Annotated in this window: 22 protein-coding genes and 1 tRNA gene; 6 read left to right on the top strand and 17 right to left on the bottom strand. The window is 37.9% G+C overall.

Features of this window, described 5'->3' with window-relative positions:
- Window positions 1-346: 346 nt before the first annotated feature.
- The 11 genes from JET18_RS00545 to JET18_RS00495 form a co-directional block, all read right to left on the bottom strand.
- Window positions 347-422, bottom strand: a tRNA-His gene (locus JET18_RS00545).
- Window positions 423-457: 35 nt separating this feature from the next.
- Window positions 458-1,177: a bacillithiol biosynthesis deacetylase BshB1 gene (gene bshB1, locus JET18_RS00540; RefSeq protein WP_202088381.1), complete on the bottom strand. Its 720-nt coding sequence runs from the start codon at window positions 1,175-1,177 to the stop codon at window positions 458-460.
- A gap of 82 nt (window positions 1,178-1,259) precedes the next feature.
- Window positions 1,260-2,909 carry a tetratricopeptide repeat protein gene (locus JET18_RS00535; RefSeq protein WP_202088379.1) on the bottom strand — a complete coding sequence of 550 codons (1,650 nt, stop codon included), beginning with the start codon at window positions 2,907-2,909 and terminating at the stop codon, window positions 1,260-1,262.
- Between the two features lie 92 nt (window positions 2,910-3,001).
- Window positions 3,002-3,877 carry a PstS family phosphate ABC transporter substrate-binding protein gene (locus JET18_RS00530; protein ID WP_202088377.1) on the bottom strand — a complete coding sequence of 292 codons (876 nt, stop codon included), beginning with the start codon at window positions 3,875-3,877 and terminating at the stop codon, window positions 3,002-3,004.
- Window positions 3,867-4,064: a DUF308 domain-containing protein gene (locus tag JET18_RS00525; RefSeq protein ID WP_081987447.1), complete on the bottom strand. Its 198-nt coding sequence runs from the start codon at window positions 4,062-4,064 to the stop codon at window positions 3,867-3,869. The genes JET18_RS00530 and JET18_RS00525 overlap by 11 nt, the downstream gene beginning before the upstream one ends.
- Before the next feature lie 75 nt (window positions 4,065-4,139).
- Window positions 4,140-4,979, bottom strand: a complete 840-nt coding sequence (locus tag JET18_RS00520) for an energy transducer TonB (protein WP_202088375.1) — start codon at window positions 4,977-4,979, stop codon at window positions 4,140-4,142.
- Between the two features lie 23 nt (window positions 4,980-5,002).
- The gene (locus tag JET18_RS00515) at window positions 5,003-5,575 is read right to left on the bottom strand and encodes an ExbD/TolR family protein (RefSeq protein WP_202088373.1); all 573 of its coding nucleotides are present in this window, start codon (window positions 5,573-5,575) and stop codon (window positions 5,003-5,005) included.
- Window positions 5,576-5,590: 15 nt separating this feature from the next.
- Window positions 5,591-6,193: an ExbD/TolR family protein gene (locus JET18_RS00510; RefSeq protein WP_202088371.1), complete on the bottom strand. Its 603-nt coding sequence runs from the start codon at window positions 6,191-6,193 to the stop codon at window positions 5,591-5,593.
- A 68-nt stretch (window positions 6,194-6,261) separates the two neighbouring features.
- On the bottom strand, window positions 6,262-7,125 hold the full coding sequence (locus JET18_RS00505) for a MotA/TolQ/ExbB proton channel family protein (RefSeq protein ID WP_202088369.1): 864 nt from the start codon (window positions 7,123-7,125) through the stop codon (window positions 6,262-6,264).
- 240 nt (window positions 7,126-7,365) lie between these two features.
- Entirely contained in the window at window positions 7,366-10,179 is a 2,814-nt protein-coding gene (leuS, locus tag JET18_RS00500; RefSeq protein ID WP_202088367.1) for a leucine--tRNA ligase, read from the bottom strand.
- Window positions 10,180-10,364: 185 nt separating this feature from the next.
- A complete protein-coding gene (locus JET18_RS00495; RefSeq protein WP_202088365.1) occupies window positions 10,365-10,838 on the bottom strand; it encodes a lipocalin-like domain-containing protein in 474 nt (157 codons plus the stop codon).
- A 199-nt stretch (window positions 10,839-11,037) separates the two neighbouring features.
- On the opposite strand from JET18_RS00495, the gene JET18_RS00490 reads away from it, so the two are divergent.
- The 3 genes from JET18_RS00490 to JET18_RS00480 are packed head-to-tail and all read left to right on the top strand — an operon-like array spanning window position 11,038 to window position 13,419.
- Entirely contained in the window at window positions 11,038-12,015 is a 978-nt protein-coding gene (locus tag JET18_RS00490) for an acyltransferase family protein (protein WP_202088363.1), read from the top strand.
- A 22-nt stretch (window positions 12,016-12,037) separates the two neighbouring features.
- Entirely contained in the window at window positions 12,038-12,793 is a 756-nt protein-coding gene (locus JET18_RS00485; RefSeq protein WP_202088362.1) for a glycosyltransferase family 2 protein, read from the top strand.
- Entirely contained in the window at window positions 12,793-13,419 is a 627-nt protein-coding gene (locus tag JET18_RS00480) for a deoxyuridine 5'-triphosphate nucleotidohydrolase (protein ID WP_202088361.1), read from the top strand. The genes JET18_RS00485 and JET18_RS00480 overlap by 1 nt, the downstream gene beginning before the upstream one ends.
- Window positions 13,420-13,701: 282 nt before the next feature.
- Here JET18_RS00480 and JET18_RS00475 read toward each other — a convergent pair whose 3' ends face one another.
- The 6 genes from JET18_RS00475 to JET18_RS00450 form a co-directional block, all read right to left on the bottom strand.
- The gene (locus JET18_RS00475) at window positions 13,702-14,931 is read right to left on the bottom strand and encodes a 3-deoxy-D-manno-octulosonic acid transferase (protein WP_202088360.1); all 1,230 of its coding nucleotides are present in this window, start codon (window positions 14,929-14,931) and stop codon (window positions 13,702-13,704) included.
- 20 nt (window positions 14,932-14,951) lie between these two features.
- Window positions 14,952-15,419, bottom strand: a complete 468-nt coding sequence (locus JET18_RS00470; protein WP_202088359.1) for a DUF1648 domain-containing protein — start codon at window positions 15,417-15,419, stop codon at window positions 14,952-14,954.
- Between the two features lie 17 nt (window positions 15,420-15,436).
- Window positions 15,437-16,153, bottom strand: coding sequence for a C40 family peptidase (locus JET18_RS00465; RefSeq protein ID WP_202088358.1), 717 nt, complete (start codon window positions 16,151-16,153; stop codon window positions 15,437-15,439).
- Between the two features lie 88 nt (window positions 16,154-16,241).
- Entirely contained in the window at window positions 16,242-16,889 is a 648-nt protein-coding gene (locus JET18_RS00460) for an O-methyltransferase (RefSeq protein WP_202088357.1), read from the bottom strand.
- A gap of 379 nt (window positions 16,890-17,268) precedes the next feature.
- Window positions 17,269-17,421 carry a CCPGW family putative bacteriocin gene (locus tag JET18_RS00455; RefSeq protein ID WP_202088356.1) on the bottom strand — a complete coding sequence of 51 codons (153 nt, stop codon included), beginning with the start codon at window positions 17,419-17,421 and terminating at the stop codon, window positions 17,269-17,271.
- Between the two features lie 473 nt (window positions 17,422-17,894).
- A complete protein-coding gene (locus JET18_RS00450) occupies window positions 17,895-18,728 on the bottom strand; it encodes an OmpA family protein (protein ID WP_202088354.1) in 834 nt (277 codons plus the stop codon).
- A 90-nt stretch (window positions 18,729-18,818) separates the two neighbouring features.
- Between JET18_RS00450 and tilS the strand changes: the two genes are divergently transcribed.
- The 3 genes from tilS to JET18_RS00435 all read left to right on the top strand — a co-directional run bounded on the left by tilS (window position 18,819) and on the right by JET18_RS00435 (window position 23,903).
- Entirely contained in the window at window positions 18,819-20,144 is a 1,326-nt protein-coding gene (tilS, locus tag JET18_RS00445; RefSeq protein WP_202088352.1) for a tRNA lysidine(34) synthetase TilS, read from the top strand.
- Complete coding sequence (locus JET18_RS00440; protein WP_202090657.1) at window positions 20,134-22,200, top strand: protein-disulfide reductase DsbD family protein; 2,067 nt, start codon at window positions 20,134-20,136, stop codon at window positions 22,198-22,200. The genes tilS and JET18_RS00440 overlap by 11 nt, the downstream gene beginning before the upstream one ends.
- A gap of 152 nt (window positions 22,201-22,352) precedes the next feature.
- Entirely contained in the window at window positions 22,353-23,903 is a 1,551-nt protein-coding gene (locus JET18_RS00435; RefSeq protein ID WP_202088351.1) for a T9SS type A sorting domain-containing protein, read from the top strand.
- The last annotated feature ends 194 nt before the right edge of the window (window positions 23,904-24,097 follow it).

Raw genomic sequence — 24,097 nt, 5'->3', positions numbered from 1 at the left:
ATCTAATAAAGGGTGTAAGATTACACCACTTGCACCTGTAAAAAAAATTTGAGGATTTACTTTGGATCCAGGTTGCCGGAAACAATCAGTATTGCTGAATTAACAGAATAAATTCAGGGTGATTTTTCTCATTCTCATGGTTTAATGTTTTTAAGTTAAGGTTATAGTTTTTGCTCGCAACATGTATCGTCATAATGACATTTTTATGTTGTGAACTGCAAAAATATACTTTTCTTACGGAGTATCAAACAGTCAATGAGAATTTACACACCAGATAGTGTTTATTAATTTGGCATTAGAATAGTATAGAAATAAAAAAAGTACACTGTAAAAGTGTACTTTTCTTGGGTGAATGAGGGGTCTCGAACCCCCGACCTTCGGAACCACAATCCGACGCTCTAACCAACTGAGCTACAATCACCGTTTTGTGAGTGCAAATATAGGCAAGATTTTTTAATTACCAAACAATTCCGTCAAAATTTTTCATCGCAATGAGCTTCTCAGACGTAAATCCCTCAGCATAAGTCACTCCCGACAAACGTCCCAAATCCTGAGCACGGTAAGTAAGGCTTTCAAAAAAGTCTTTTGTGGCAATTGGAGTAACAGGTTCATTGGAAGCCGGGTCATAAAACTGGGTTTTGAATGCCATGCATGCCTCAATTTTCTTATCCAGATGTTCTGATATATCTATAACAAATTCCGGTTTGATGTTTTTCCACTGGATGTAATGAAAAATCTGCTTTGGTCTCCACACTTCCTGGTTTTCTCCATCCAATTGGGTTTCAATTTTTCTAAGTCCGGCAAGGAAGCACGCATCCGACACTAATTTCGCTCCTTTTGCATGATCCGGATGTCTGTCATCAATCGCATTGGCCAAGACGATTTCCGGACGGTATTTGCGGATCATTTTTACGATCTCCATCTGGTATTCTTCAGAATTGATCAAAAAACCATCCTTCATGCCTAAGTTTTCTCTGGCAGAAACTCCAAGAATCTTTGCGGCATTTCCTGCTTCTATTTTTCGGGTTTCATCCGTTCCTCTTGTTCCGAGCTCTCCTCTTGTAAGATCTACGATGGCACAGGTTTTTCCCTCCGAAATCATTTTAGCGATTGTTCCGCCGCATCCCAGTTCTACATCGTCAGGATGCGCTCCAAAAGCAAGTATATCTGTTTTCATAAATTCAAAGATAAGCTTTAAAATAAAAACTTCCCAAACATTACGAATGGGAAGTTTTAATATCTATAATTTAAATTTTAAATTACTTATTGATTTCTGCATTTAATTTTACAGCATCCTGGTAAGTAGGATCAAGCTGTAAAGACTTAGCTACATAATCTTTAGCTTTTGCAAGATCAGAATCTTTGTTCATATACGCTACCGCAAAGTAAGCATAAGCCAAAGTCTGTTTGTTAGCTTCCGCATCTGCAGGTTTTACCGTACTGATGAATTTCTCGTACGCTAATTTTGCAGCGTCATTATTTCCTGCCTGTTGGTAAGAATATCCCTGGCTGTAGTAAGCTGGTGCCCAATCCGGAAGAAGTGCACTCATTTTCTGCCATGTAAGAACAGCTCCGTTCCAGTTTTTAACGTCCTGGTAAGCTGTAGCTAATTTAAATAAAGAATCAGAATCCTCTTTGTTAGCAGCTACTTTCTTCTTCAATGCTTCGATCTCAGGAGTTGTAGGTCCTTTTTCCGCTTCAGCCTGAGAAGCACCACCACCTGCAATATTCGCAAGTTCGATATCCCACTTCATGGTTTCATCTTTAGCTGCTTTAGCAATCGCAATTTTCTGCTGTGCTTCTGTAGTTAAAGCTGTCTTTTTAGCCGCATCGGTTTCAGTTTTCGCTAAACCTGCTGCAATAAGTCCCTGAAGACCTTGGTCAGCTGGCTGGATTCTTGTTTTTTCAGCCTGAGATACGAAAGTATCCATATTCTGCTTCGCTTCAGCATAGTTTCCATCTGCATAAGACTGGTAAGCTCTTAACTTGAACTTGATTGGATCTTCAATTTTATCAAAGATTTTATCCAATACCGTTTTAGAGTTTGCATAATCTTCGTTTGTGAAGTATAATTTAGCAATTTCTAACTGTGTATATGGATCTTCATCAGCATATTTTGTATAGTTGATAAGGTCTTGTGTTGCTTTTGCATTCTCCTGATATCTGATATCATATGATGCCAGAGCTTTGTAAGCAGGAGCATAAGTAGCGTCTACACCAATTGCTTTATCGATGCTTTGTTTAGCCTGCTGCCATTGCTGTGCAGCCATCCAAAGCGTAGCCATTCTTGTGTAAACGGATGCTTTATTTTTAGCTAACGGAAGTGCTTTGTCATAAGCAGACATGGCATCACCAGGAACTCTTTTTAATCTGTAGGCATCTCCCAGCGTATAATAATAATGAGCAGGAACTCCTTTTTTCTCAGCTTTTTCAATAGCCTTTGTCAGGAACTGAATCGCTAAATCAGGAGCACTGTTTTTTTCAAATAAGGTTAAAGCTTCTGCTGCTCTGAATAATACTTCAGCATCTTTTTCTCTGGAATCAGTAACAATCTTCTGAATCTCAGCAACAGCGCTTTTATCTCCTTTACCTAATTTTACAGTAGCCAGACCGATTTTGTTAAGGTAGCTTTTGTTATCAGCTGCCAGACCTTTGTTAAAGCTTTCGATGGCTTTAGCATAATCAGGCTCACCCTGCTTCAGGTAAGTATTTCCTAAATAGAAGTAATTTTCTGCTGTAGGTGCCTTCGTAACCATATCGGTAAAATTGGTTTTAGCCTGAGCAAATTTATCACTGTCAATGCTGTTAATACCATCCTGCAGTGTCTGTGCAGAGGCTAAACCGGCAAAAAATACTACGGCTGCTCCAAAAGCAATCTTCTTTACATTCATAATCATTATATCTTTCATTTTATATTTTTCTATCTTTTTGAGCTATATGCTCCACAATTTTTAGACCAAAACACTATTTTTATGAGAGGCATTATACTTTTTAATAATTTTTAACGCATCTGCACCTCTCTTTTAAATATATTATAAGGCTGCAAACCTTCTTTCTGCACGATCATCTGACCCAGCTGCGTACATGAATATCTGATAAATCCGTTTGCAATGTTAAAATTCCCTTCATTGGTTAAAAAGTAAAGGACACGGGTAAACGGATATTTCATCTCGCGCAAACCTTCGTTATCAGCGGTATAAAGTTTTCCGTTAACTTCTACAGGAAGAACTTTAACCATTTCTCTAAGTTTCTCAGAGGTTTTATCATAAGGGCGGCTGAATGTATTCAAACCGATAACTCCAATTTTATCAGGGTATTTACCCAATTCTTCAATGATATTCTGATTTCCCGGAATAATGGAGAATTTTAAATCTTTAGGCTGCTTTTTCAGCCTTTGCGCTACAAAATTCAGGTTGCTTGAATTGGTTCCGTCGAAAATAAAATTCTTGGTATCAGCTTCAAGGCCTTTCTGTATTTCGTCCATAGAAATACTTTCTTTCGGAGAATCTTTAGGAACCACAAAAACAACTGCATCGGCCGCAAATTTAGCAGGAAGAAATTTCAGATCTACCTGTTCTTCATATGCTTTTTTCTCTTCAGGGGTAAGATCTCTGGACATCACCGTTATTCTCGCTTTATCTTTCAACAGATCAAGAAAAGCCAGATCTTCTTTTTGGGTTACGACTTTGATATGAGTTTCAGGATAATTGATCATATATCCGTCCGCCAGTGCCTCAGTAACGCTTTTGAAAGATTCATCGGTAAGTATGGTAAGGTCTCCTTTGTGATACGATGGGGATTTATCCTCTTTTTTCTTGCAGCCTGCAGCAGCGATGCTCATTATAGAAAGCAATGCGATTTTTAAACTATTTCTCATTTCCTGAATCTTTAATCCTTGAAACTGCTCTATAGATTCTAAAAATTCCATAAAGAATAAGCACTGCACCCATTGCATAGGCAATAGCAGGCTCCAAAATCGTAAAGAAGAATTTATAGATAATCACTACAATTCCCAGTACGATATAAAATAATCCTGTAACTAAGGATAACCAATTGAACATCATACAACAAAAATACCAAAAAAAATAAAAAGAGAAGCATATGCTTCTCTTTTTATTTATAATTCGAATAAATAAGTCTTATTCAAAGTTCATCGTGAACGGTACGCTATAGTAAGATCTAACGCTCTCCCCGTTTCTTTTCGCAGGAGTCCATTTTTTCAGTTTCTTCACTACACGAATCGCTTCACTGTTGAAGTCTCCATTTGGAGATTTCTCTTCAATAGTAACTGCAGAAACAGTTCCGTCTCTTTCTACAACGAACTTAAGCTTAGCTTTAAGAGTTCCTTCGCCTCCTTCCATCAGAGAAGTATCAAAATTCTCCCCAAGATATTTTCTCAGTGCTGCCATACCTCCAGGGTATTCTGCAGACTGGTCTACGTCTTTGTAGATCTCATTAGGGTTGTTTGTTTTTACTTCCGCTGTACTGGCTTTGTTACCTGTAGATGGCGGTGGTGGCGGTGGAGTATAAGCCGGAGCTTTCACACCTTCCTGGTTATTCAAACCTGTCGTTGTTTCTAACTGCTTAGAAATTGGCGGCGGTGGTGTTTCAATTTTCGGAGCTTTTACAGGCTCAGGAACCACGTTCTGAATAACCTCAATTTTTTCCTCTTCTTTTGGAGGAGGTGGTGGAGGTGGTTCTTCTTCTTTCGGTTGCTCAATGATTGGGTCTTCTTCAATAATGTTTACCAAATCAGCCTTCACTTCTTGTTTAGGTGGTTCAGTAAGTCTCTTAATTGTAAGATAAATAAAAGGAGACAAAGCCGCAACCAGGAATAATGCCGTTCCAACAATAAAAGATTTTGTCAGAAGTCTCGGATACTGATGTCTAAGATCATAGGCACCATATTCCTTGTTTCTATTTTCAAATACAATCTCATCTAAAGTAAGATTCTGACTGTATACATTTTCATCTGCCATAGATATACAATTTTATGGTTAAATTACTTTGTAGCTGGTGCAGCCGCAGCTCCATTATTCCCAACTTTCTTATCATAAATAGCTTTTTCCCAAGGCTTCACATCGGTTACCCCGTACTGCTCACTTTTGGTAATGGCCATTTCGTCAAGAATATCTACAAAGTTCTTATATACAGCATCGTCAGTAGGCTTGATAATAACAGTGAATTTTGTTTTATCTGCTGCTCCTGCTTTTGCTTTCTCGATTATTTTTCTAATCCCTTCTCTATCGTAGGTAGTCTCGTTAAGAGTCTGATCAGTTAAAGATGAATTATCCTGCTGATGCCAGAAAATCTTATTGTCTTTACCTAATAATAAAGAAATTGAGTTAGAAAGTTTAATTTCTGTTGGAGGTGGTTTCGGCTGATCCTCTTTAGGTTTAGCCGGAAGCCCTAAATCCATTACATTCGGTTTACTAAATGTGGTTGTGAACATAAAGAAGGTAATCAATAGAAAACCCAGGTCCACCATTGGAGTCATATCTACTCTGGTATTCTGCTTCTTGGAACGTACCTTGCCGCCTTTGCCGCCTTTTTCCTGTACTTGTACTTCTGCCATTTCTAAATGATATTATTATGGTTTACCTTCTTGTGATGTAATCAACCAGAATTTAAGAAAATCAATATCTCTTAAACCTTCAAACAGGCTTTTAACTTTAGGATACTCAGTAGTAACGTCACCCTTGATTGCTAATTTGTAATCAGGATTTACGCTCAAACTCTGTTGTACCCAGTCTACTAACTGCTTATTTGTACTATCCATAGGAATCCCTTTAGGACTCTTAAAGCTTTTCTGCTCCTCATCTGACAAATCGAGATAGCCTTTCAGTTGGTTCATAGGAACCCCAATCGCTTGTACTTTTTGAAATGCAGCTTTTTGCTGGTTGGTAAAAGTGATATTATACTTTTGCCCCATTTTTTCTAAAAGCTGTAGTCTCTCTGATGCATTTTCTACAGGCTGGAAATAGAATTTTCCATCCGGAGTAGCGTTGATAGTCATCAAACTTGCATCAGGAAGTAACTTCTCTGATATTGAAGATGGCGGTTTAATCTGCTCCACGTCAGGTTTTTTAAACTGAGTGGTCAATATAAAGAACGTAAGTAGTAGGAAGGCAACGTCACACATTGCCGTCATATCCGTCACTACTCCATGTCTTTTTGGTTTGACTCTCGCCATTGTTTTGAATTATTTTTAATTAAACTTCTATTAATTGGAATGCAAATTCCTTGCTACAAATTCAATTCTTAGTTGAATTCAGCAAAAGACTGCTGGATGCTCATAGCGATCTCGTCGATCTTATAAGTTAATCCGTCAATTTTAGAAGTAAAGTAATTGTAAAGGATAATAGCGATCGCTGAAGTACCAATACCTAATGCCGTGTTGATCAAGGCTTCAGAGATACCTGTAGAAAGTGCAGCAGCATCTGGAGTACCACCACCTGAACCTAATGCAAAGAATGCTTTGATCATCCCGATTACTGTTCCTAAAAGTGCAATTAGGGTAGCAACAGTTCCTAAAGTAGAAAGAATCATCATGTTCTTTTCAAGCATTGGCATTTCAAGAGTAGTAGCCTCTTCGATAGCTTTGTTAAGAGCTACCATTTTCTGCTCTTTATTTAAAGTAGTATCATGAGAAAGAGCTTTGTAAGTAGTAAGACCTTCTTTCACTACGTTACCTACAGAACCTTGTTGTCTGTCACACTCTTCTAAAGCCTCATCAATTTTGTTTTGATTCAACAGGCTTCTTACCTGAACTACGAAGTTGTCTAGGTTTCCTTTCCCAGCAGCTTTACCTAGTACGAAATATCTTTCAAAAGAGAAAACGATTACAGTAATCATGAAAGTAATCAAGATAGGTACGATAACCCCTCCTTTGTAGATAATCCCTAAGAAAGATTCCGGGTGAATGTCTTTTCCTTCAACGCTTGAGAAAGCTACAGACCCACTTCCTAATTTTTCTGCATCCTTAAAGTTACCTGGATTCCCAAGTACGAATAAATAAATACAAACTCCTATAGCGAAAAGAATAGGAATAATAACAGCCGGGTTTAAACCTCCTGCTTTTCTAGCAACTACTTGCTCATCATTTTTTGAAACATTCATTTCCATATTTAACTAAATTATATTGTTTTAAAATTTTACAGGGTGTAAATTAAAGGCAAAATTAATTAAAATGCAAGAGTCTTAAATAAACATTTTGCAATTTTCTGATAAAGAAATTTTAATACGATTTCGATATAATAATTTTTTTTAAATATTTTATTTATTTTTCCCAATTTTAACGTTTAAGTTAGAAATTTAAAAAAATAAGACCCTCATTTTTTTTAATTTGCCAATGTTAACTTTTTTTTAAATTACGATATTCACAATACGGTGATGAACAACGATGATTTTTTTAGGTGTTTTGCCTTCCAAAATCGGTTGCATTTTTTCATCCGAAATCACCAAATCCTCCACTTCCTTGGCTGATAACTGAGCGGAAAGTGAGATTTTGAACTTCATTTTACCGTTTACACTTACCGGATATTCTATTTCGTCTTCTACCAGATATTCCTCGTTCAATACAGGGAATTTCTCGAATTCAACGGATTCCTTATGCCCTAGCAGGCTCCAAAGCTCTTCACAGATGTGTGGCGCATATGGAGAGATGATAACGGCTAATGGTTCTAAAATATTGCGTTTGTTGCATTTTATTTTTTGAAGCTCGTTTACAGCGATCATAAATGAAGATACGGAGGTATTGAATGAGAAATTCTCAATGTCATAAACCACCTTCTTTATTAAGGTATGCAAAACTTTGTATTCTGCTTTTGTAGGTTCTTCGTCAGACACTTCAAAAGTATCTCCGTTGAAATACAGGTTCCAGAATTTCTTAAGGAAACCGTACACTCCGCTTAATCCTTGTGTGTTCCAAGGCTTGGACTGCTCCAATGGACCTAAGAACATTTCATATAATCTTAATCCGTCTGCTCCGTACTCTTCACAGATATCATCAGGATTTACGACATTGTATTTAGACTTGGACATTTTCTCTACTTCACGGTCGGTGATGTATTTTCCGTCCTCTAAAATAAATTCTGCCTCAGCATAGTCCGGTCTCCAGGCTTTGAAGGCTTCGGTATCCAATTCGTCAGAGGTTCCTTTTAATAAGGAAACGTCAACGTGAATTTTTTGCGTCTGATGATCTTTAGCAAGATTTTTAGACACATATTGATTGGTTCCATCAATTCTGTACACAAATGCACTCATCCCCAAAATCATTCCTTGGTTAATCAACTTTTGGAAAGGTTCATCATGGGTAATATAGGCTCTGTCTTTTAAGAACATGTTCCAGAAACGGGAATATAATAAGTGACCGGTTGCGTGCTCGCTTCCTCCGATGTATAGATCTACCTGTCCCCAGTAATCTGCCAGTTCTTTTTTAACAAAAACTTCCTGATCATTCGGATCCATATATCTGAGGAAATACCATGAGCTTCCTGCCCAGCCCGGCATGGTAGACAATTCTAACGGGAAAATGGTTTTATCATCAATAAGATCTGTAGAAACTACTTTCTGATTTTCTTCGTCCCATGCAAATACTTTTGCATTTCCTAGTGGCGGATCTCCGTCTTCCGTCGGTAAATATTTTTCAACTTCAGGAAGTTCAAGCGGTAAAGCAGAAACCGGAAGTGTATAAGGCATTCCTTCCTTATAATATATAGGAACGGGCTCGCCCCAGTAACGCTGTCTTGAGAAAATAGCATCACGCTGTCTGTAGTTCGTGGTTCCGTGGCCAATTCCTTTGTTTTCTATTTCCGCAATTATTTTGGATTTGGCATCATTATAATTCAATCCGTTTAAGAAATCAGAGTTCACGCAAACTGAATCTTTAGAGTCGAAAGATTTTTCCTGAACATCTTCATCGGTATCTACTACCTTTTTAATCGTCAGATTAAATTTCTTTGCAAATCTGTGATCTCTCTCGTCATGTGCAGGAACGGCCATTACAGCTCCTGTTCCATAGCCCATCAATACGTAATCTGAAATATAGATTGGCATTTTTTCACCGCTGAAAGGATTAACAGCATAACTTCCCGTAAAAGCACCGCTCACGTTTTTCACGTCAGCCATTCGGTCTCTTTCGGTTTTTTTGGAAGTTTCTTCTATATAAGTATCTACTTCCACTTTCTGAGCTTCTGTAGTAATAGCTTCCACTAAAGGATTTTCAGGAGCCAGCACCATAAATGTTGCCCCGAAAATTGTGTCAGGTCTTGTGGTAAAAACCTCAACGATCTCGTCATGACCTTCTACCTGGAACTGAACCTGAGCTCCCTGGGATTTTCCGATCCAGTATTCCTGGGCATCTTTAAGAGGCTGCGGCCAATCCAGTGTATTCAATCCCTGCAATAATCTTTCGGAGTAAGCAGAAATTCTCATGCTCCACTGCATCATTTTCTTTTGGAATACCGGGAATCCTCCTCTTTCAGATTTTCCGTCTTTTACCTCATCATTGGCCAATACTGTTCCCAAAGCAGGACACCAGTTTACGGTAGTTTCTGCCCGGTAAGCCAAACGGTAATTTAATAAGATATCTTCTTTATCAATGTCTGAAGCATTTTTCCATTCTTCAGCTGTGAAACTCAATTCGTCGTTTTGATTGGCATTCAATCCTTCTGTTCCCTTTTCTTCAAAATGCTGAATCAAGGTCTGGATAGATTCTGCCTTATCGGTATTTTTATTATACCATGAATGATACAGTTCGATAAAGATCCACTGCGTCCATTTATAATAGGATGCATCAGAAGTTCTCACCTCTCTGCTCCAGTCGAATGAAAAACCGATCTTTTTCAGCTGCTCTTCATACCTGTTGATATTCTCCTCGGTAGTCACTGCCGGATGCTGCCCCGTCTGAATCGCGTACTGTTCAGCAGGAAGCCCGAAGCTGTCATACCCTACCGGGTGAAGGACATTGAAACCCTGATGTCTTTTATATCTTGCATAGATATCGGATGCAATATACCCCAGCGGGTGCCCCACGTGAAGCCCTGCTCCGGATGGGTACGGAAACATATCGAGAACATAAAATTTAGGTTTGTCTGTGTTATTGGAGGTTTTGTAGGTCTGATTGTCCTCCCAGTACTTCTGCCACTTTTTTTCTATCTGCTGATGATCGTAAAACACTTTATTATAGATATTAGATGTTAGATATTAGATGTTGGATTTTTCAACTTCCACTCTAATTTTCACAAAAATAATGATTTTAAAAGAAATGGAAATTTTAATTTTAATTAATTAAAGAATACTCCCTTCAACAAAAAAATCCCATCCGGAGATGAGATCTGTATTTAAGGAATATACTGTAAAATTTATTGAGGAATTCTCCTCATGGTAAATGTTCTTGTTTTATATACAGTCGGATCCTGAGTCTCTTCTCTTATCGCAAGGTTCAAGGTTGTCTCATCGAGGGTAACGACTTTACCATTGACAGGCTCTACAATGCCCTGAAATTTGAGCACTACCGTTTTTGCACTTTTATCATACGTGTAGGTAAAATTCTGATCTGATACGATAATACAATCCGGCGCGGTCCCGATCACACCGTTTTTGGTTCTTTTTCCGCTCGCTTCGGTATTGAATCTCCATCTTCCCTCTTTCTCACAATCGGTATAGGTGATAAGATCTGAAACCGGATCTTCCCCCACTTCTACGGTGGTAACCACTTCTTTCAGCGGCTGCCAGACACCTACAAGGGGATATTCCATGGTAGTATCGCCATCATCATTACATCCTGTAGCTACAAATAATGATAAACCTGCAAATAGTAATGCTAATTTCTTCATAAATAAAATTTTCAAGGGCTAAAATTATAATTTTTTTGATTTATAACACTATTTTTTGTGAAAAATTATTTTGATAATCTATATTTCTGAAAATTTTAAAGCAGGAACCCTTAAAATAACCTTTATTTAACAAATATTGAATCTCTTCCACGCTTCCAATTTTATTAAAAAAACTATTTTTGCAGAAAGAAAAACAAAAATGCAGAGTATAACGAAAAACAATTTTGACTTCATCCGTGTTCTCCTCGCTTTCATTGTCTTTGTAGGACACCTGGGAGCCTTAAGTGACTCTAGCCAGCTTGAATTTTTATCTAATAGTCCCGTAGAAATTGCTGTTTTTTCGTTTTTCATTGTCAGCGGGTTCCTTATTGCAAGGAGCTACGAAAGATCTTCCAGCCTGAAAAGCTATATTAAGAAAAGGATCAACAGGATTGTTCCCGCGTATTTACTGGTTGTATTGCTCTGTGCTGTACTTCTGAGTCTGGTAAGTACGCTTTCTTTTTCCGATTATTTTGGAAATGCACAGGTTTATAAATATTTATTCTGGAATTCCATCTTCATGAACTTCATGGCCCCCTCCCTTCCCGGAGTATTCGGAAACGAAGCAGTGAATGGTGCCTTATGGACCCTTAAAATTGAGATGTGCTTTTATTTTGCAGTTCCGCTAATCTTCTTATTATTTGGAAAAAATAATAAATACAGGAATCTCAGCCTTATTATTCTGTATTTTCTTTCTCTGATATTCCTTAATTATTTTGAAATGGCCGGAAAAATTTCTATTTCCAAACAGCTTCCTGGTTCACTATGCTATTTCATCGGTGGAATGCTGGGTTATTTTTATTTTGACCAGTTTATCAAATATAAAAATACACTCTTCATCATTGCCATCATTACCGTCTGGATTGATCTGATTCTGCATATCAAATTATTTTCGCCTATCATGATCAGTATTATCGTACTGTATATCGCCTATTCATTTAAATTCCTGAATAATTTCGGTAAATACGGAGATTTCACTTACGGTATTTATATATTCCACTTCCCTATCATCAGGGTATTTGCCACACTTGGGCTGTTTGCCAATTTCAATCCTTTTTTCATGAGTTTTATATGCATGCTGGTGGTTATAGGCGTAGGAATTGCATCCTGGCATCTTTATGAGAAAAAATTTTTATAATTTTACCCCAGTAAAAACACACATGAAAGACTTAGTCTCCATCATCACTCCCTGTTACAATTCTGCTGAATTTATCGAAGAAACGATACAGTCTGTTTTAAACCAAACCTATGAAAACTGGGAATGGCTGATCACGGATGACCTTTCCAAAGACAATACGGTAGAAATTATAAGAAGGTATAATGACCCCAGGATAAAACTGCAGGTTCTGGAAAAGAACGGCGGTGCAGGAAATGCCCGGAACAACAGCCTTGAAAGAGCTCAGGGAAGATACATCGCATTTCTGGATTCGGATGACTTCTGGTATCCTGAATACCTGGAAACCATGACAGATTATATGGAGGAGCATCATGCAGAGCTGGTGTATTGCAACTATTCCAGATGTAATGAACAGCTACAGCCTGTTTTAAAGGATTTCCTGGCTGACAAAGTCGTCACCTTCTCAAACCTTCTGAAGACCTGCCGCCTGGCTCCGGTTTCCACCATGTACGATACCAAAAGGGTTGGAAAATTTTTATTCCCTGTAAAAAGCAAGCGTGAGGATCATGTGATGTGGCTGAATCTTTTAAAGGTAATACCAGAGGGAATGCCTATCAACAAGACACTCGCCAAGTACAGAATGCGTGAAAACAGTGTTTCCAGAAAGAAAAAGAATATCATCAAAGATCAGTACCTGGTTTACAAAGACTTTATGGGGTTTTCTACGGTAAAATCTCTTTATTATACAGCCAACTGGGCCATAAACGGTTTTCTGAAATATTCTAAAATTTTTAATTAATGGAGTATTCAAAAGAATTTAAAGCAGCATTAAGTGCCTTTTCCAACATTGAAAAAGACCGTCTTATTTTCAGGCTTCTGAAAAAGGATAAGCTTTTGTCAAAAAAACTGTATTTCGAGCTGATCGATCAGGAAACTACCGATGATAAGCGGAATGCCATGGAAGAACACGTTGCAGAAAAAATTCTTCTGGCTTCAAAGTATATCGGAAATGCCAAATATTTCATGAGTACCGTTCGTACTGTCAGTGCAGACATTACAGAACATGTCAAGATAACCACCGACAAATTCGGGGAAGTTTCGCTCAATCTTCTGCTGGTCAACAGAATTTTAGATCACAATGAAGACCTCAGCAGACAAAGATTCGATAATGTGTACAAGCTTTATATTTATATGATCAACAAAGTATTCAAAGCCCTTGCACTAACGAGAAAGCTGGACGAGGATTACTGGATGGAAATCGATGAAATATTAGAAGAAGTCCGCATTAAAATACTTGAAAATCATTATCTACAGAAACTCTGCATCAATAACGGCCTTGATTTTAACTGGCTTCAGGCTGACCATATTCCTGAAACTATCGAACAGATTATAAAAGATACTAAAAGCCAGGGATTTTTGAGGTAATCTGAGGGAGAAAGACATCAGATTTCAGACATCAGACACGAGACTTTTTTGGGTTAAGACCAGGATTGGGAAATGTCAATCGTCAATTTTGCTGTACAAGTGAAATGTGAATTTTGCCATGCAAGAATGGTGACTTCGGGAACTTCAGTCACCAAGTGTTTACCGTTCATTAAATACTTTCGGATTTACACACTTTTTCAACACGTATCTCGCATCCAGCAACTAATAACCAGCAACTCTAAAACCCCGTAACTCCGAACCCGAATCCCGCAACTCTAAAACTCAAGATATTTTCTGAAGAATCAGTTGAGTCGCATCAGGTTTTTCACTGACAAATTTTTCAGCATTATCCGACATTTCTTTGAGTTCCTCTTCATTATTAAGAAGGAACAGAACAAAGTCTGCAGCAGCATATTCTTCTGTAAAAGATTTTCCTCCGTTGGCTTCAATCAGTCCATCAGCTTCAGGATTTTTTCTGTAATGGTTTCCAAATATGACAGGTACGCCGAATGTAGCTGCCTCCAGAATATTATGCAGTCCCGCATCATGAAAGCCTCCGCCTACAACAGCCACATCTGCATACGAATATAATTTTGATAATAAACCGATGCTGTCAATGATAAGAAGCCGAGGATTCTGTGTTGAAAACTGAGTATTTTGAATTTCACTGTACAATAAGGCATCCGGGAATGTCTGTTTAAGATGTGCCACTCTTTTTAAGTCATGAGGTGCTATGATCAGTCTTAAGTCAGGATTCATACTATAAATAGCGGCGGCAATCTTTTCTTCCGCCTGCCATGAACTTCCGAAAACTACGGTCTGATGATCTCCTATAAAATCTGAAATGAATTCAACATGATTATTTCTTGTTCTCAGCTGTTTTACCCGGTCAAATCTGGTATCTCCGGTTACTGAAGAATTGATCAGCCCGATACTTTTAGCCAGTGCAAAAGAGAATTCCGTTTGATGGAAAAACCAGTCTACATTTTTTTTAAGCTGCTTCACCATCCATTTTCCGTAGGAAGTAAAAAATGCCTGTCTTTCATAAAACAAAGCCGAGATCACATAAATTTTAGCGCCCTGTTCTTTAAGCTCAGCCAGCAAATGATACCAGTAATCATATTTAACCGTAAAAAACAGTTCCGTTTTAAACTGGGCAGCAAATTCTTTTACCGTATTTTTTTTATCGAAAGGAAGGTAGCAGATGACATCAGCAATATGTTTCTTTTTCACCACATTTTCGTAGCCGGAAGGTGAAAAGAAAGTAACAAGGATTTTATGTCCCGGAAATTTCTCTTTCAGCTTTTCCAAAACAGGAAGACCCTGCTCGTATTCACCAAGGCTGGCTGCATGCATCCAGATCACTCTGTCTGATGGCGAAAATGCTGCTTTTACTTTCTCTAAAGATTGTTTTCTTCCTTCAACGCCTTTTTTAGTTTTATCATTAAACAAAGAAAAAACTTTCATTCCGAAAATGAGAAGGCTGACGAATATGCTGTATAGGAAAGACATTTAATTATTTTTTGATTGTATCATTTGAACAGGCCTACTAAAATAAAAACCACCATCAGGCTTCCAATCAGAGACAAGATAGCTGTAGACAAAGGAACTCTGGGCTTCACCGTATCATCAAAGGAATACCTGAACATATAATCCTGACCGTTCATAAAGATAAGCATAACCAGTACGAACAGCCACCTTAAAAAGGTTTCCATGATCAGGAACTGCGCATTTCTGTTCTGCTCTGTAATTTCTACAGGAAAATTGGCGGTTTCGGGGTGTCTCAAAGCATACACGAAGAAAAAATATAAAACAGTTCCCAGAACCGGCGTGATAAAAGAATAGAGTTTACTGCCGAAATTGTCTGCTTTCCCATCAAAATCGAAATGGACAGGAATTCTTGCAGGCAGTGTTTTATAGTGTTTCACAGTAAACCACCAGAAAAAAACAAGCAGTCCGAAATTAAAAATATCAAAGATTAAAAATAAAATATTCTCCATTCAGACTGTATTTATGATTAGAGCAGATTTTTAATCACTCTGAGTTTATGGGTATGTTTATTCATTTCTTTGTTAAAAATCCCCGTGGAATCAAGAATATCAATTCTCACTTTCCCTGAAGCATGAATGATTCTCTGGTTATCCAGCATAATTCCTACGTGAATAATTTTTCCTTCAGGATTTTCAAAGAAAGCTAAATCTCCCGGCTGGCTTTCTTCAACGAAAGTCAGGGGCTCACCTACTTCTGCCTGCTGATAAGTATCTCTCGGCAATTTAATATCATGAATTTTATACACCAGCTGTGTAAAACCTGAGCAGTCTACTGCAAAAAAACTTTTGCCGCCCCACAAATAAGGGACATTAAGGAATTCTTTAGCGGCCAAAGCAATGCTCTCACGAAGATCATGGCTTCTTCTTGAGGCCACGACAGGAAATTCTACCTCAGAACCTATGGAAAGCAAAGTTTTCCCATCCTTCATCAGCACTGAAGAGAAATCTTCGGTCACTACGGTAACTTTTCTTTTGGCCAGATCTTCTTCTGATACAAGCCTTAGCTGTTTGGTGTCTATCCATCCTTCATAGCCGTCATAATGCATTTTTATTCTGGTCCAGTTTTTATTCACTTCCAAAATATCTGCACTTTCTCCAAACAACATTTCCGTAACAATTTCCGCCTTGTCAGAATTCTCTGCGCGGACCGGTGCTACTGTAACGTTACAAATTCCTTTATTCATGTATTAAGATTAAAAGATTAAATAATTTAAAGATTAAAAAATTACAGTCCGTAAAATCTTTTAATATTTTAATCTTTAAATATTTTAATTACTTCCTGCGAAGGAAGTTCACTCCATCACGCAAAGGTAAAATAAGATTTTCAAAATCATCATCTTTTGCGGCTAAATCATTCAGTTCTTTGATGACTTGTGTGGATTTCTGCTTAGGATTTTCTTCCAATACTTTTCCGTACCATAAAACATTGTCAAACATCACTACGGAACCGGATTTTGTTCTTGGTTTGATCAGCCTGAAATATTCTGCATAATTTTCCTTGTCCGCATCTATAAAAACCAGATCGAAAATCTCGTCTGTTTCCTTCAAAAATTCTTTGGCATCCTGAAGTTTAAAATCAATCTGTGCGGCATATTCACTTTCTTCAAAATATTTTTTAGGCAGATAGGCAAGATCTTCATTCACGTCCAGTGTAGTGATTTTTCCGTCTTTGGTTAAACCTGAAGTAAGGCACAAGGTGGCATACCCTGTAAAAGTTCCTATTTCCAGCACATTCTTAGGCTGCAGCATCTGGGAGACCATCGTCAGGAGTCTTCCCTGCTGATATCCGGATATCATATGCGGCTGTGTGGTTTTCTGGTAGGTTTCCCGCCTCAGCTTTTTCAGAATTTCAGGTTCGGAAGAAGCATGGGTTTCCAGGTACCTGTCCATTTCAGGATTTTTTTCTTCAAAAAAACTCATACTTTTTTTTGTTTACACAAATTTAAGCATTTAAAATTTCTTTGGGACACCTTATTTAACCTGAGTTCGGAATAAGAAGTTAAGACTAAAAGTCAGGAAGCTGGAAGATAGAGGCTGGAAGTTACTATTAGACAATGACATTAAACATTTACCTTTAAATCGGTTCAGGCGGATTAAAAAATTAATAAGAACCGCGGGGTATTTCTGCATTTGGACTTCAATAACTTCCCTCTTCAGGCTTCACACTTCCTGACCTTACTATATAAACGAAAATGTCTTAACCCGAACTCAAGTTATTTACCTCAACATTTAACAAAAAAGGAGAGAAATTAATCTCCCCTCACTTACTATATATCTACGTTGTATGTAGAAAGATTCATCAAAGCGCTACACAATACCGTCCCCTTGTGGCACATACCCATCCCGGGCAGCAGTCACTGGTTCTTTGGCAAATGATTTGCGGGTTGCATCTTGAGTCAGCACCTTGTACATTTTTCATTTCTCCTCTTGAAAGTTTTTTTAAATTTTTCATAATAATAATTTTAATTTGGTTTTCCTACTCTAAAAGATTTTCGGATGCCTCTTTTTTATTTCCCACCGAAGGGAATCAAATATAACCATTATTCTATTAACCAGAACATTATACCTTATATTATTTAATAGAAAAACCATTTTCAAATACAAATACCGGAAAAACCCCATGGAAAATACCGGGAAAACACGGGTGTTTTTTCTCATGGTATAGTTATACATTTGCAGAGAACAAGGGGTAAAAACACTAAGAAAAAGGAAATGAATGTAGAGGGAAAACTAATTAACACAGGGAATCAGAAGACCGCTGGGCCAACAGGCAAAGCGGATTCTTCGCAAAAAAAAACTAAAACTCAAATATCCAATTCATTTTTGCAGCGGATCATTTCATTATTGAAAAAAGAAGAACTGATCTGACAAACAAAAAAATCCCGAAGCAATTCGGGATTCTTTATGTATAGGAATGGGTTTCTATTACTTCTTAGGAGCAATATCCATTAATTTCATGAATTCATCCAGCTTAGGCATAATGATGATTTCCGTTCTTCTGTTTTCTGCTCTTCCTGAAACACTCATGTTCGTTGCTTTAGGATTGTACTCGGAACGTCCACCTGCTGTAATTCTTGCCGGATCTACTCCAAACTGTGTCTGAAGCACTTTAGCAATAGCCGTACCTCTCAATGCAGAAAGATCCCAGTTGTCTCTTGGCAGATTGGCAGAGCTTAAAGGAGCATTATCTGTGTTACCTTCGATCAATACAGAATATTTATCGTAATCGTTGATCACTTTCGCTACTTTTCCTAACACTTCCTGAGCGGCAGGTAGAATATTGTAGTCTCCTGTTTTGTACAGCATTTTATCTGAAAGCGAGATCATTACCACTCCTTTCAACACTTTCACCTGTACATCATCGTCTGCTACATTATCAAGAGATCTTTTAAGCTTGTTAGACAGTGCCATGTTCAGACTGTCGTTTTTAGCGTTGTTTGAAATCAGCTGTTTGATATAAGAATTGGAAGCATTAATTTCTCCAACCAGTTTATCGATATTGGCAGAACTTTTCCCTGTATTGGAAAGACATGCATCCAAAGATGATTTCAAAGCATCATGCTGACTTTTCAGAAGGGTATTTTCCCCTGTCAATGCAGAATTTTGAGACTTTAAATCCTGGATTTCTCTTTGTCTTTCGCCAATGTTTTCAATACACTGCTTGTAGTTTGAACTTAAAGCGTCGTATTGTTTTTTGCTGATACAAGATGTCAATCCCAGCGCCATTGCAGAAACTGCTAAAATTTTAATAATCTTCATAAATAATCATTTTTAGACGAATCAAAGTTAGGAAAATTCAATTGAATTATATGGATTATCTTTGCAGGAAAGAAATTCCCAACCTGTCTCTTGGAAAATATTAGTTTTAAAAACCAGCTTGAAAACCTTGTCCGGAACCCGGAAAACCACACCTATCTTCTGGCGGTAAGCGGAGGTGCGGATTCTATGGTTTTAGCCTCTCTGTTTCAGGGTTTGGGAATTGTGTATCAGGTGGCCCATATCAATTATAAACTCAGGGGAGAAGATGCGGATCTTGATCAGAAAACGGTTCAGGACTTTTGTGAGAAAAATCATATCCCGTTTCATCTGTATGAGGTTTCGGAAAAGGATAAAAAGCCGGAAAATTCTATCCAGCTCTGGGCCAGGGAACTCCGCTATCGTTTTTTTAAGGAAATCAGGGAGCGGGAAAAGCTGGAATTTCTCGTTACCGCCCATCATCTGAATGATCAGCTGGAAACATTCATCATCAATCTTTCCAAAGCTTCAGGAATCAACGGGCTTAGCGGCATTCCGGCAGCAAGTAATCAGATTCTCCGTCCGCTTTTGCATTTTTCAAAAGAAGAAATTTATCAGTATGCGGAGAAACACAAGATTGATTTCCGGGAAGATTTGTCCAATAAAAAGAATGATTATTTAAGGAATAAAATCAGAAACGAAATCGTTCCCAGGCTTTTAGAAACGAATGACCATTTTCTGGAAAACTTTAAAAAAAGTTCAGATTACTTAAATCAGACAAAAGATTTTGTCCAAAAGCAGATTGAATCGATAGAAAACAGCATTTCGACGTTTAACTTAGGAGAAAAAATTATATCAAAAGAAAAGCTAAACAAAGAAAGTGATTTTGTAAAATTCGAAATCCTAAAAAAATACGGCTTTAAAAACGAAGAAGAGATTAAAAAAATCTTCTCAGCACAAAGTGGCAGCCAATTCATTTCTAATGATTACCTACTGATTATCAGCAGAAATGAATTACTTTTATCCAAAAAAAATGATCGGAAAGACATTGAAGAAGATATTGTTCTGACAGAAAATTTTGAGTTTTCCAACGATGAAGTCAATATCAGCCTTGAAAACGTGATTGAAAATATTGAGGGAATCAATAACAGCTTTGAATGGCATTTCGATCCGGCAAAACTTCAGTTTCCACTGCGTTTGAGAAAACAGCAGGATGGTGATGAGTTTTATCCCGCAGGTTTTTCAGGCAAAAAGAAAGTTTCTAAGTTTTTTAGGGACGAAAAATTATCTATTTTAGCGAGGCAAAAAATCTGGATCCTGTGTGATGGCAGCAATTCCATACTTGGAGTAGTTCCGTTAAGGCAGGACAGACGATATACAAAGGATGAGAAAACGAAAAGTATTCTCAAAATTTTTAATGAAAAGAACAATGAAATTTAGAAACTGGTTTTTAGTAGTGCTGCTCTTTTTAGCGGCAGGAATTAATGCACAGATCAAGAATCCTGTAAAATTTAAGTTCACCATCAACGATTTGGGGAACAATCAATACGAAGCTGTCTTAAACGCTACCATGGAAAGCGGCTGGCATATTTATTCCAAAGACCTTCCTGAAGACACAGGAATTCCTACTGAATACAAGGTTTCAGGGAAAAATATTGAGCTGATCGGAAAATTCACTGAGGTTGGTAAGAAGCATGAAGAATTCTCGGAGGCTTTTGGCGGAACCATTGTGTATTATTCCAACGCAGCGGGCTTTAAACAGAAATTCAAATTAAAAGATCCCGCAAAACCGGGAGACGTGGTTTCAGAAATCACGTATCAGACTTGTGACGACAGGGTTTGTCTGGCTCCCAATACTTTAGAATTCAATCAAAAAGTAACGCCGAAAGGAGCTGCTGAAGAAACTGCGGAGGAAAAAACCGATGCTGCAAAAGATTCTGTAAAAGCGGTAGAAACTGTAGTTGCAGCGCCTGTAACAGGGGAAACTGCTGTAACGGAAACTTCAAAACTGGACCCGAAACAGCTGAAAATAGCAACGATTGATTTCCAGAAACCTTTGACCGACTGCGGAACGGCATCCACAAAGATTAGCGAAAACTACTGGACGTATTTATTTTTAGGATTTGCCGGAGGTTTAATCGCTCTGCTTACTCCTTGCGTGTTTCCAATGATTCCGTTAACGGTTTCTTTCTTTACAAAAGGAAACAAAAATAAAGCAAAAGGCAAAAGAGATGCTTTGATCTACGGATTTTTCATCCTTCTGATCTTTGTTCTGTTAAGTCTTCCGTTCCACCTTATTGATGGAATTGCCGGAAATATTTTCAATGAAATTTCTACCAGTGTATGGCTGAATATAGCCTTCTTTATCATATTCATCTTCTTTGCAGGAAGTTTCTTCGGATACTACGATATTACATTACCAAGCTCTATTGCCAATAAATCTTCAAAAGCAGAAGAGGCCGGCGGACTTATCGGTATTTTCTTTATGGCATTAACGCTGGTTATTGTTTCTTTCTCATGTACCGGACCAATTCTGGGAGGTTTATTAGGAAGTGCGGTAACGGGATCTTCCAATGTTCCGATGCTGCTTACTTTTGCACTCGCTGGATTCGGATTGGCGTGGGCTATAGTTTTCGGACTGCTGGCTCTATTCCCCCAGGCATTGAAGAGTCTTCCGAAATCCGGAGGCTGGATGAATACTGTGAAAGTGGTTCTTGGTTTCGTAGAATTGGCTTTGGCTTTGAAATTCCTGTCAAAAGCAGATCTGGTATCCAAAACATTCCTGTTGAAAAGAGAACTCTTCATTGCCATTTGGATCATTATCGCTTTAGGGCTGGCTTTATATTTATTCGGAATCATAAGATTTCCGCACGATGATAAAAAACCGAAAATCTCTTTGACGAGAAAGATATTGGGGGTTTTAGGAATAGGTTTCGTGATCTACCTGATTCAGGGATTAATTCCTGCTGAGCGTCCGAAACTTCAGTTACTAAGCGGAATTCTGCCTCCACTGAATGTAAGTTATTTCCACGATGAAAAAGACGGAATTCTGGGCATGCATCCCGAACATGATTTCTTTAAAGCGATTGAACTGGCTAAAAAGGAAGATAAACCGATCCTGATCGACTTCACCGGATACGGTTGTGAAAACTGCCGGAAAATGGAAGAATTCGTATGGAGCGAGCCGGATATCCTTCCGATCCTTCAGAATGATGTAGTCCTGGCATCTTTGTATGTAGATGATAAGGAAGAACTTCCTGAAGATCAGAAAACAAAAATTGATCTTGGAGACGGACAGGTGAAGAAAGTAAAAACAATTGGCGACCGATGGAGCTTATTCCAGCAGGTGAATTTCAACAACAATTCCCAGCCGCATTACGTTCTGATCACACCGGACGGAAAAGTGATCAACACACCGGTATCCGGATATATGCCGAAAGAAGATTTTAAAAAATTCTTAGAGTGCGGAGTTAATTATTATAAAACAGCAAAGTAAGATTAATCTAAATATTATAAAGCCTTATCAATTTATTTTGGTAAGGCTTTTTTGTACACTTATTAGAAGAATATCAACACTTACTAATTGATTTGAGAATAATTTATTTTTTTTGTTAAATTACACCCTGAGTCACTCAATTACAATTACATATGAAATATTTTAAATTTACTTTTTTATTTTCTCTTATCATTTATTCCTTTCTGCCGGCACAGACCTCCCCTGCTATACAATGGCAGAAATCACTGGGTGGAAGCCAGGGAGAGCATGCAAAATCTGTCCAGCAAACCTCAGATGGGGGTTATATTGTTGCCGGATTATCTAATTCTACCGACGGAGATGTGACGGGAAATCATGGAGGTACTGATTACTGGATTGTAAAACTTGATGCCTCAGGAACGATACAATGGCAAAAATCATTGGGTGGAAGTTCTAATGACAACGCCAATTTTATCCAGCAAACCTCTGACGGAGGATATATTATTGCGGGAGAATCTAATTCTAACGACGGAGATGTGACAGGAAATCATGGAAATTCTGATTACTGGATCGTAAAATTAGATGCTTCAGGAACTCTGCAATGGCAAAAATCATTGGGTGGAAGTGCTAATGACAACGCCAATTGTGTCCGGCAAACTACCGACGGCGGCTATATCATTGCCGGTGAATCTTATTCTACCAACGGAGATGTCATAGGAAATCATGGAATTTCCGATTACTGGATTGTAAAATTAGACGCCTTGGGAACGATGCAATGGCAGAAGTCACTGGGCGGAACTTCTTATGAAGGAGCAAATTCAATCCAACAGACTTCTGACGGAGGATATATTATGGCAGGTACAGGTACTTCTACTAATGGAGACATCAGTATAACTTATGGAAGCGGAGATTTTTGGATCGTAAAATTAGATGCCTCAGGAACGATACAATGGGATAAATCATTGATGGGTAATCTTGCTGATACTGCACAGTCTATCCAACAAACATCAGATGGAGGATATATTGTTGCCGGCATGTCTAATTCTACAAACTCTGAAATACCGCTAATGTTTGGAACATCTAATTATTGTGTGGCAAAATTAGATTCTAATGGAAATACAGTATGGCAAAGATATTTTGGGGGCAGCGGTGAAGATCACCCCTATTCTACCCAACAAACTTCTGACGGAGGATATATTGTCGCCGGGGCAACTGGTTCTTTAGACGGTCATATTACAGGAAATCATGGAAGTTTCGATTGCTGGATCTTAAAATTAGATGACACAGGAAACATACAATGGCAGAAACCATTGGGTGGAAGTGATTTTGATGAAGCCTATTCCATTCAGCAGACCGCTGATGGAGGATATATAATCGCAGGTATGATTTTTTCTGCAGACGGAAACATTACAGGTTACCACGGAAACAATGATGCATGGATCGTAAAATTAAGCTCCGCTCAATTAAACACAGCAGAAAACCACCTTATTAATAAGCCCGTTATGTATCCCAATCCGGCAAAAGATATTCTTTATCTGGATCATCTTCCCGCAGAAACGGTTGTAAATATTACTGATGTGTCCGGAAGAAAAGTATTCAGCCAAAAATACAATGAGGAAAAGATCAGCATCTCTATTACCCAAATCCCCAATGGAATGTATCTCATTCAGGTTCAGTACAAAGGAGAAATTATTGTATCGGACAAACTCATTATAAAGAAATAAAATAAAACACTTAAACTTTCATAAAACATTATGAAATTAAGACGCAACAAATTATTTAAATGTTAAATTATAATTGATTTATGCTTTTTTGTATTATTTAAGAAATTTAGGTATAAACTTTGTATGGATTCAACCAAACTACGATCGGGTTTTTACATTTTATCAAATACCGTTTAACATTTAAAAATTTTGAA

The sequence above is a fragment of the Chryseobacterium endalhagicum genome (assembly GCF_016745235.1).
GTDB classification, from domain to species: domain Bacteria; phylum Bacteroidota; class Bacteroidia; order Flavobacteriales; family Weeksellaceae; genus Chryseobacterium; species Chryseobacterium endalhagicum.
This window is presented reverse-complemented; position numbering and strand designations above follow the sequence as displayed.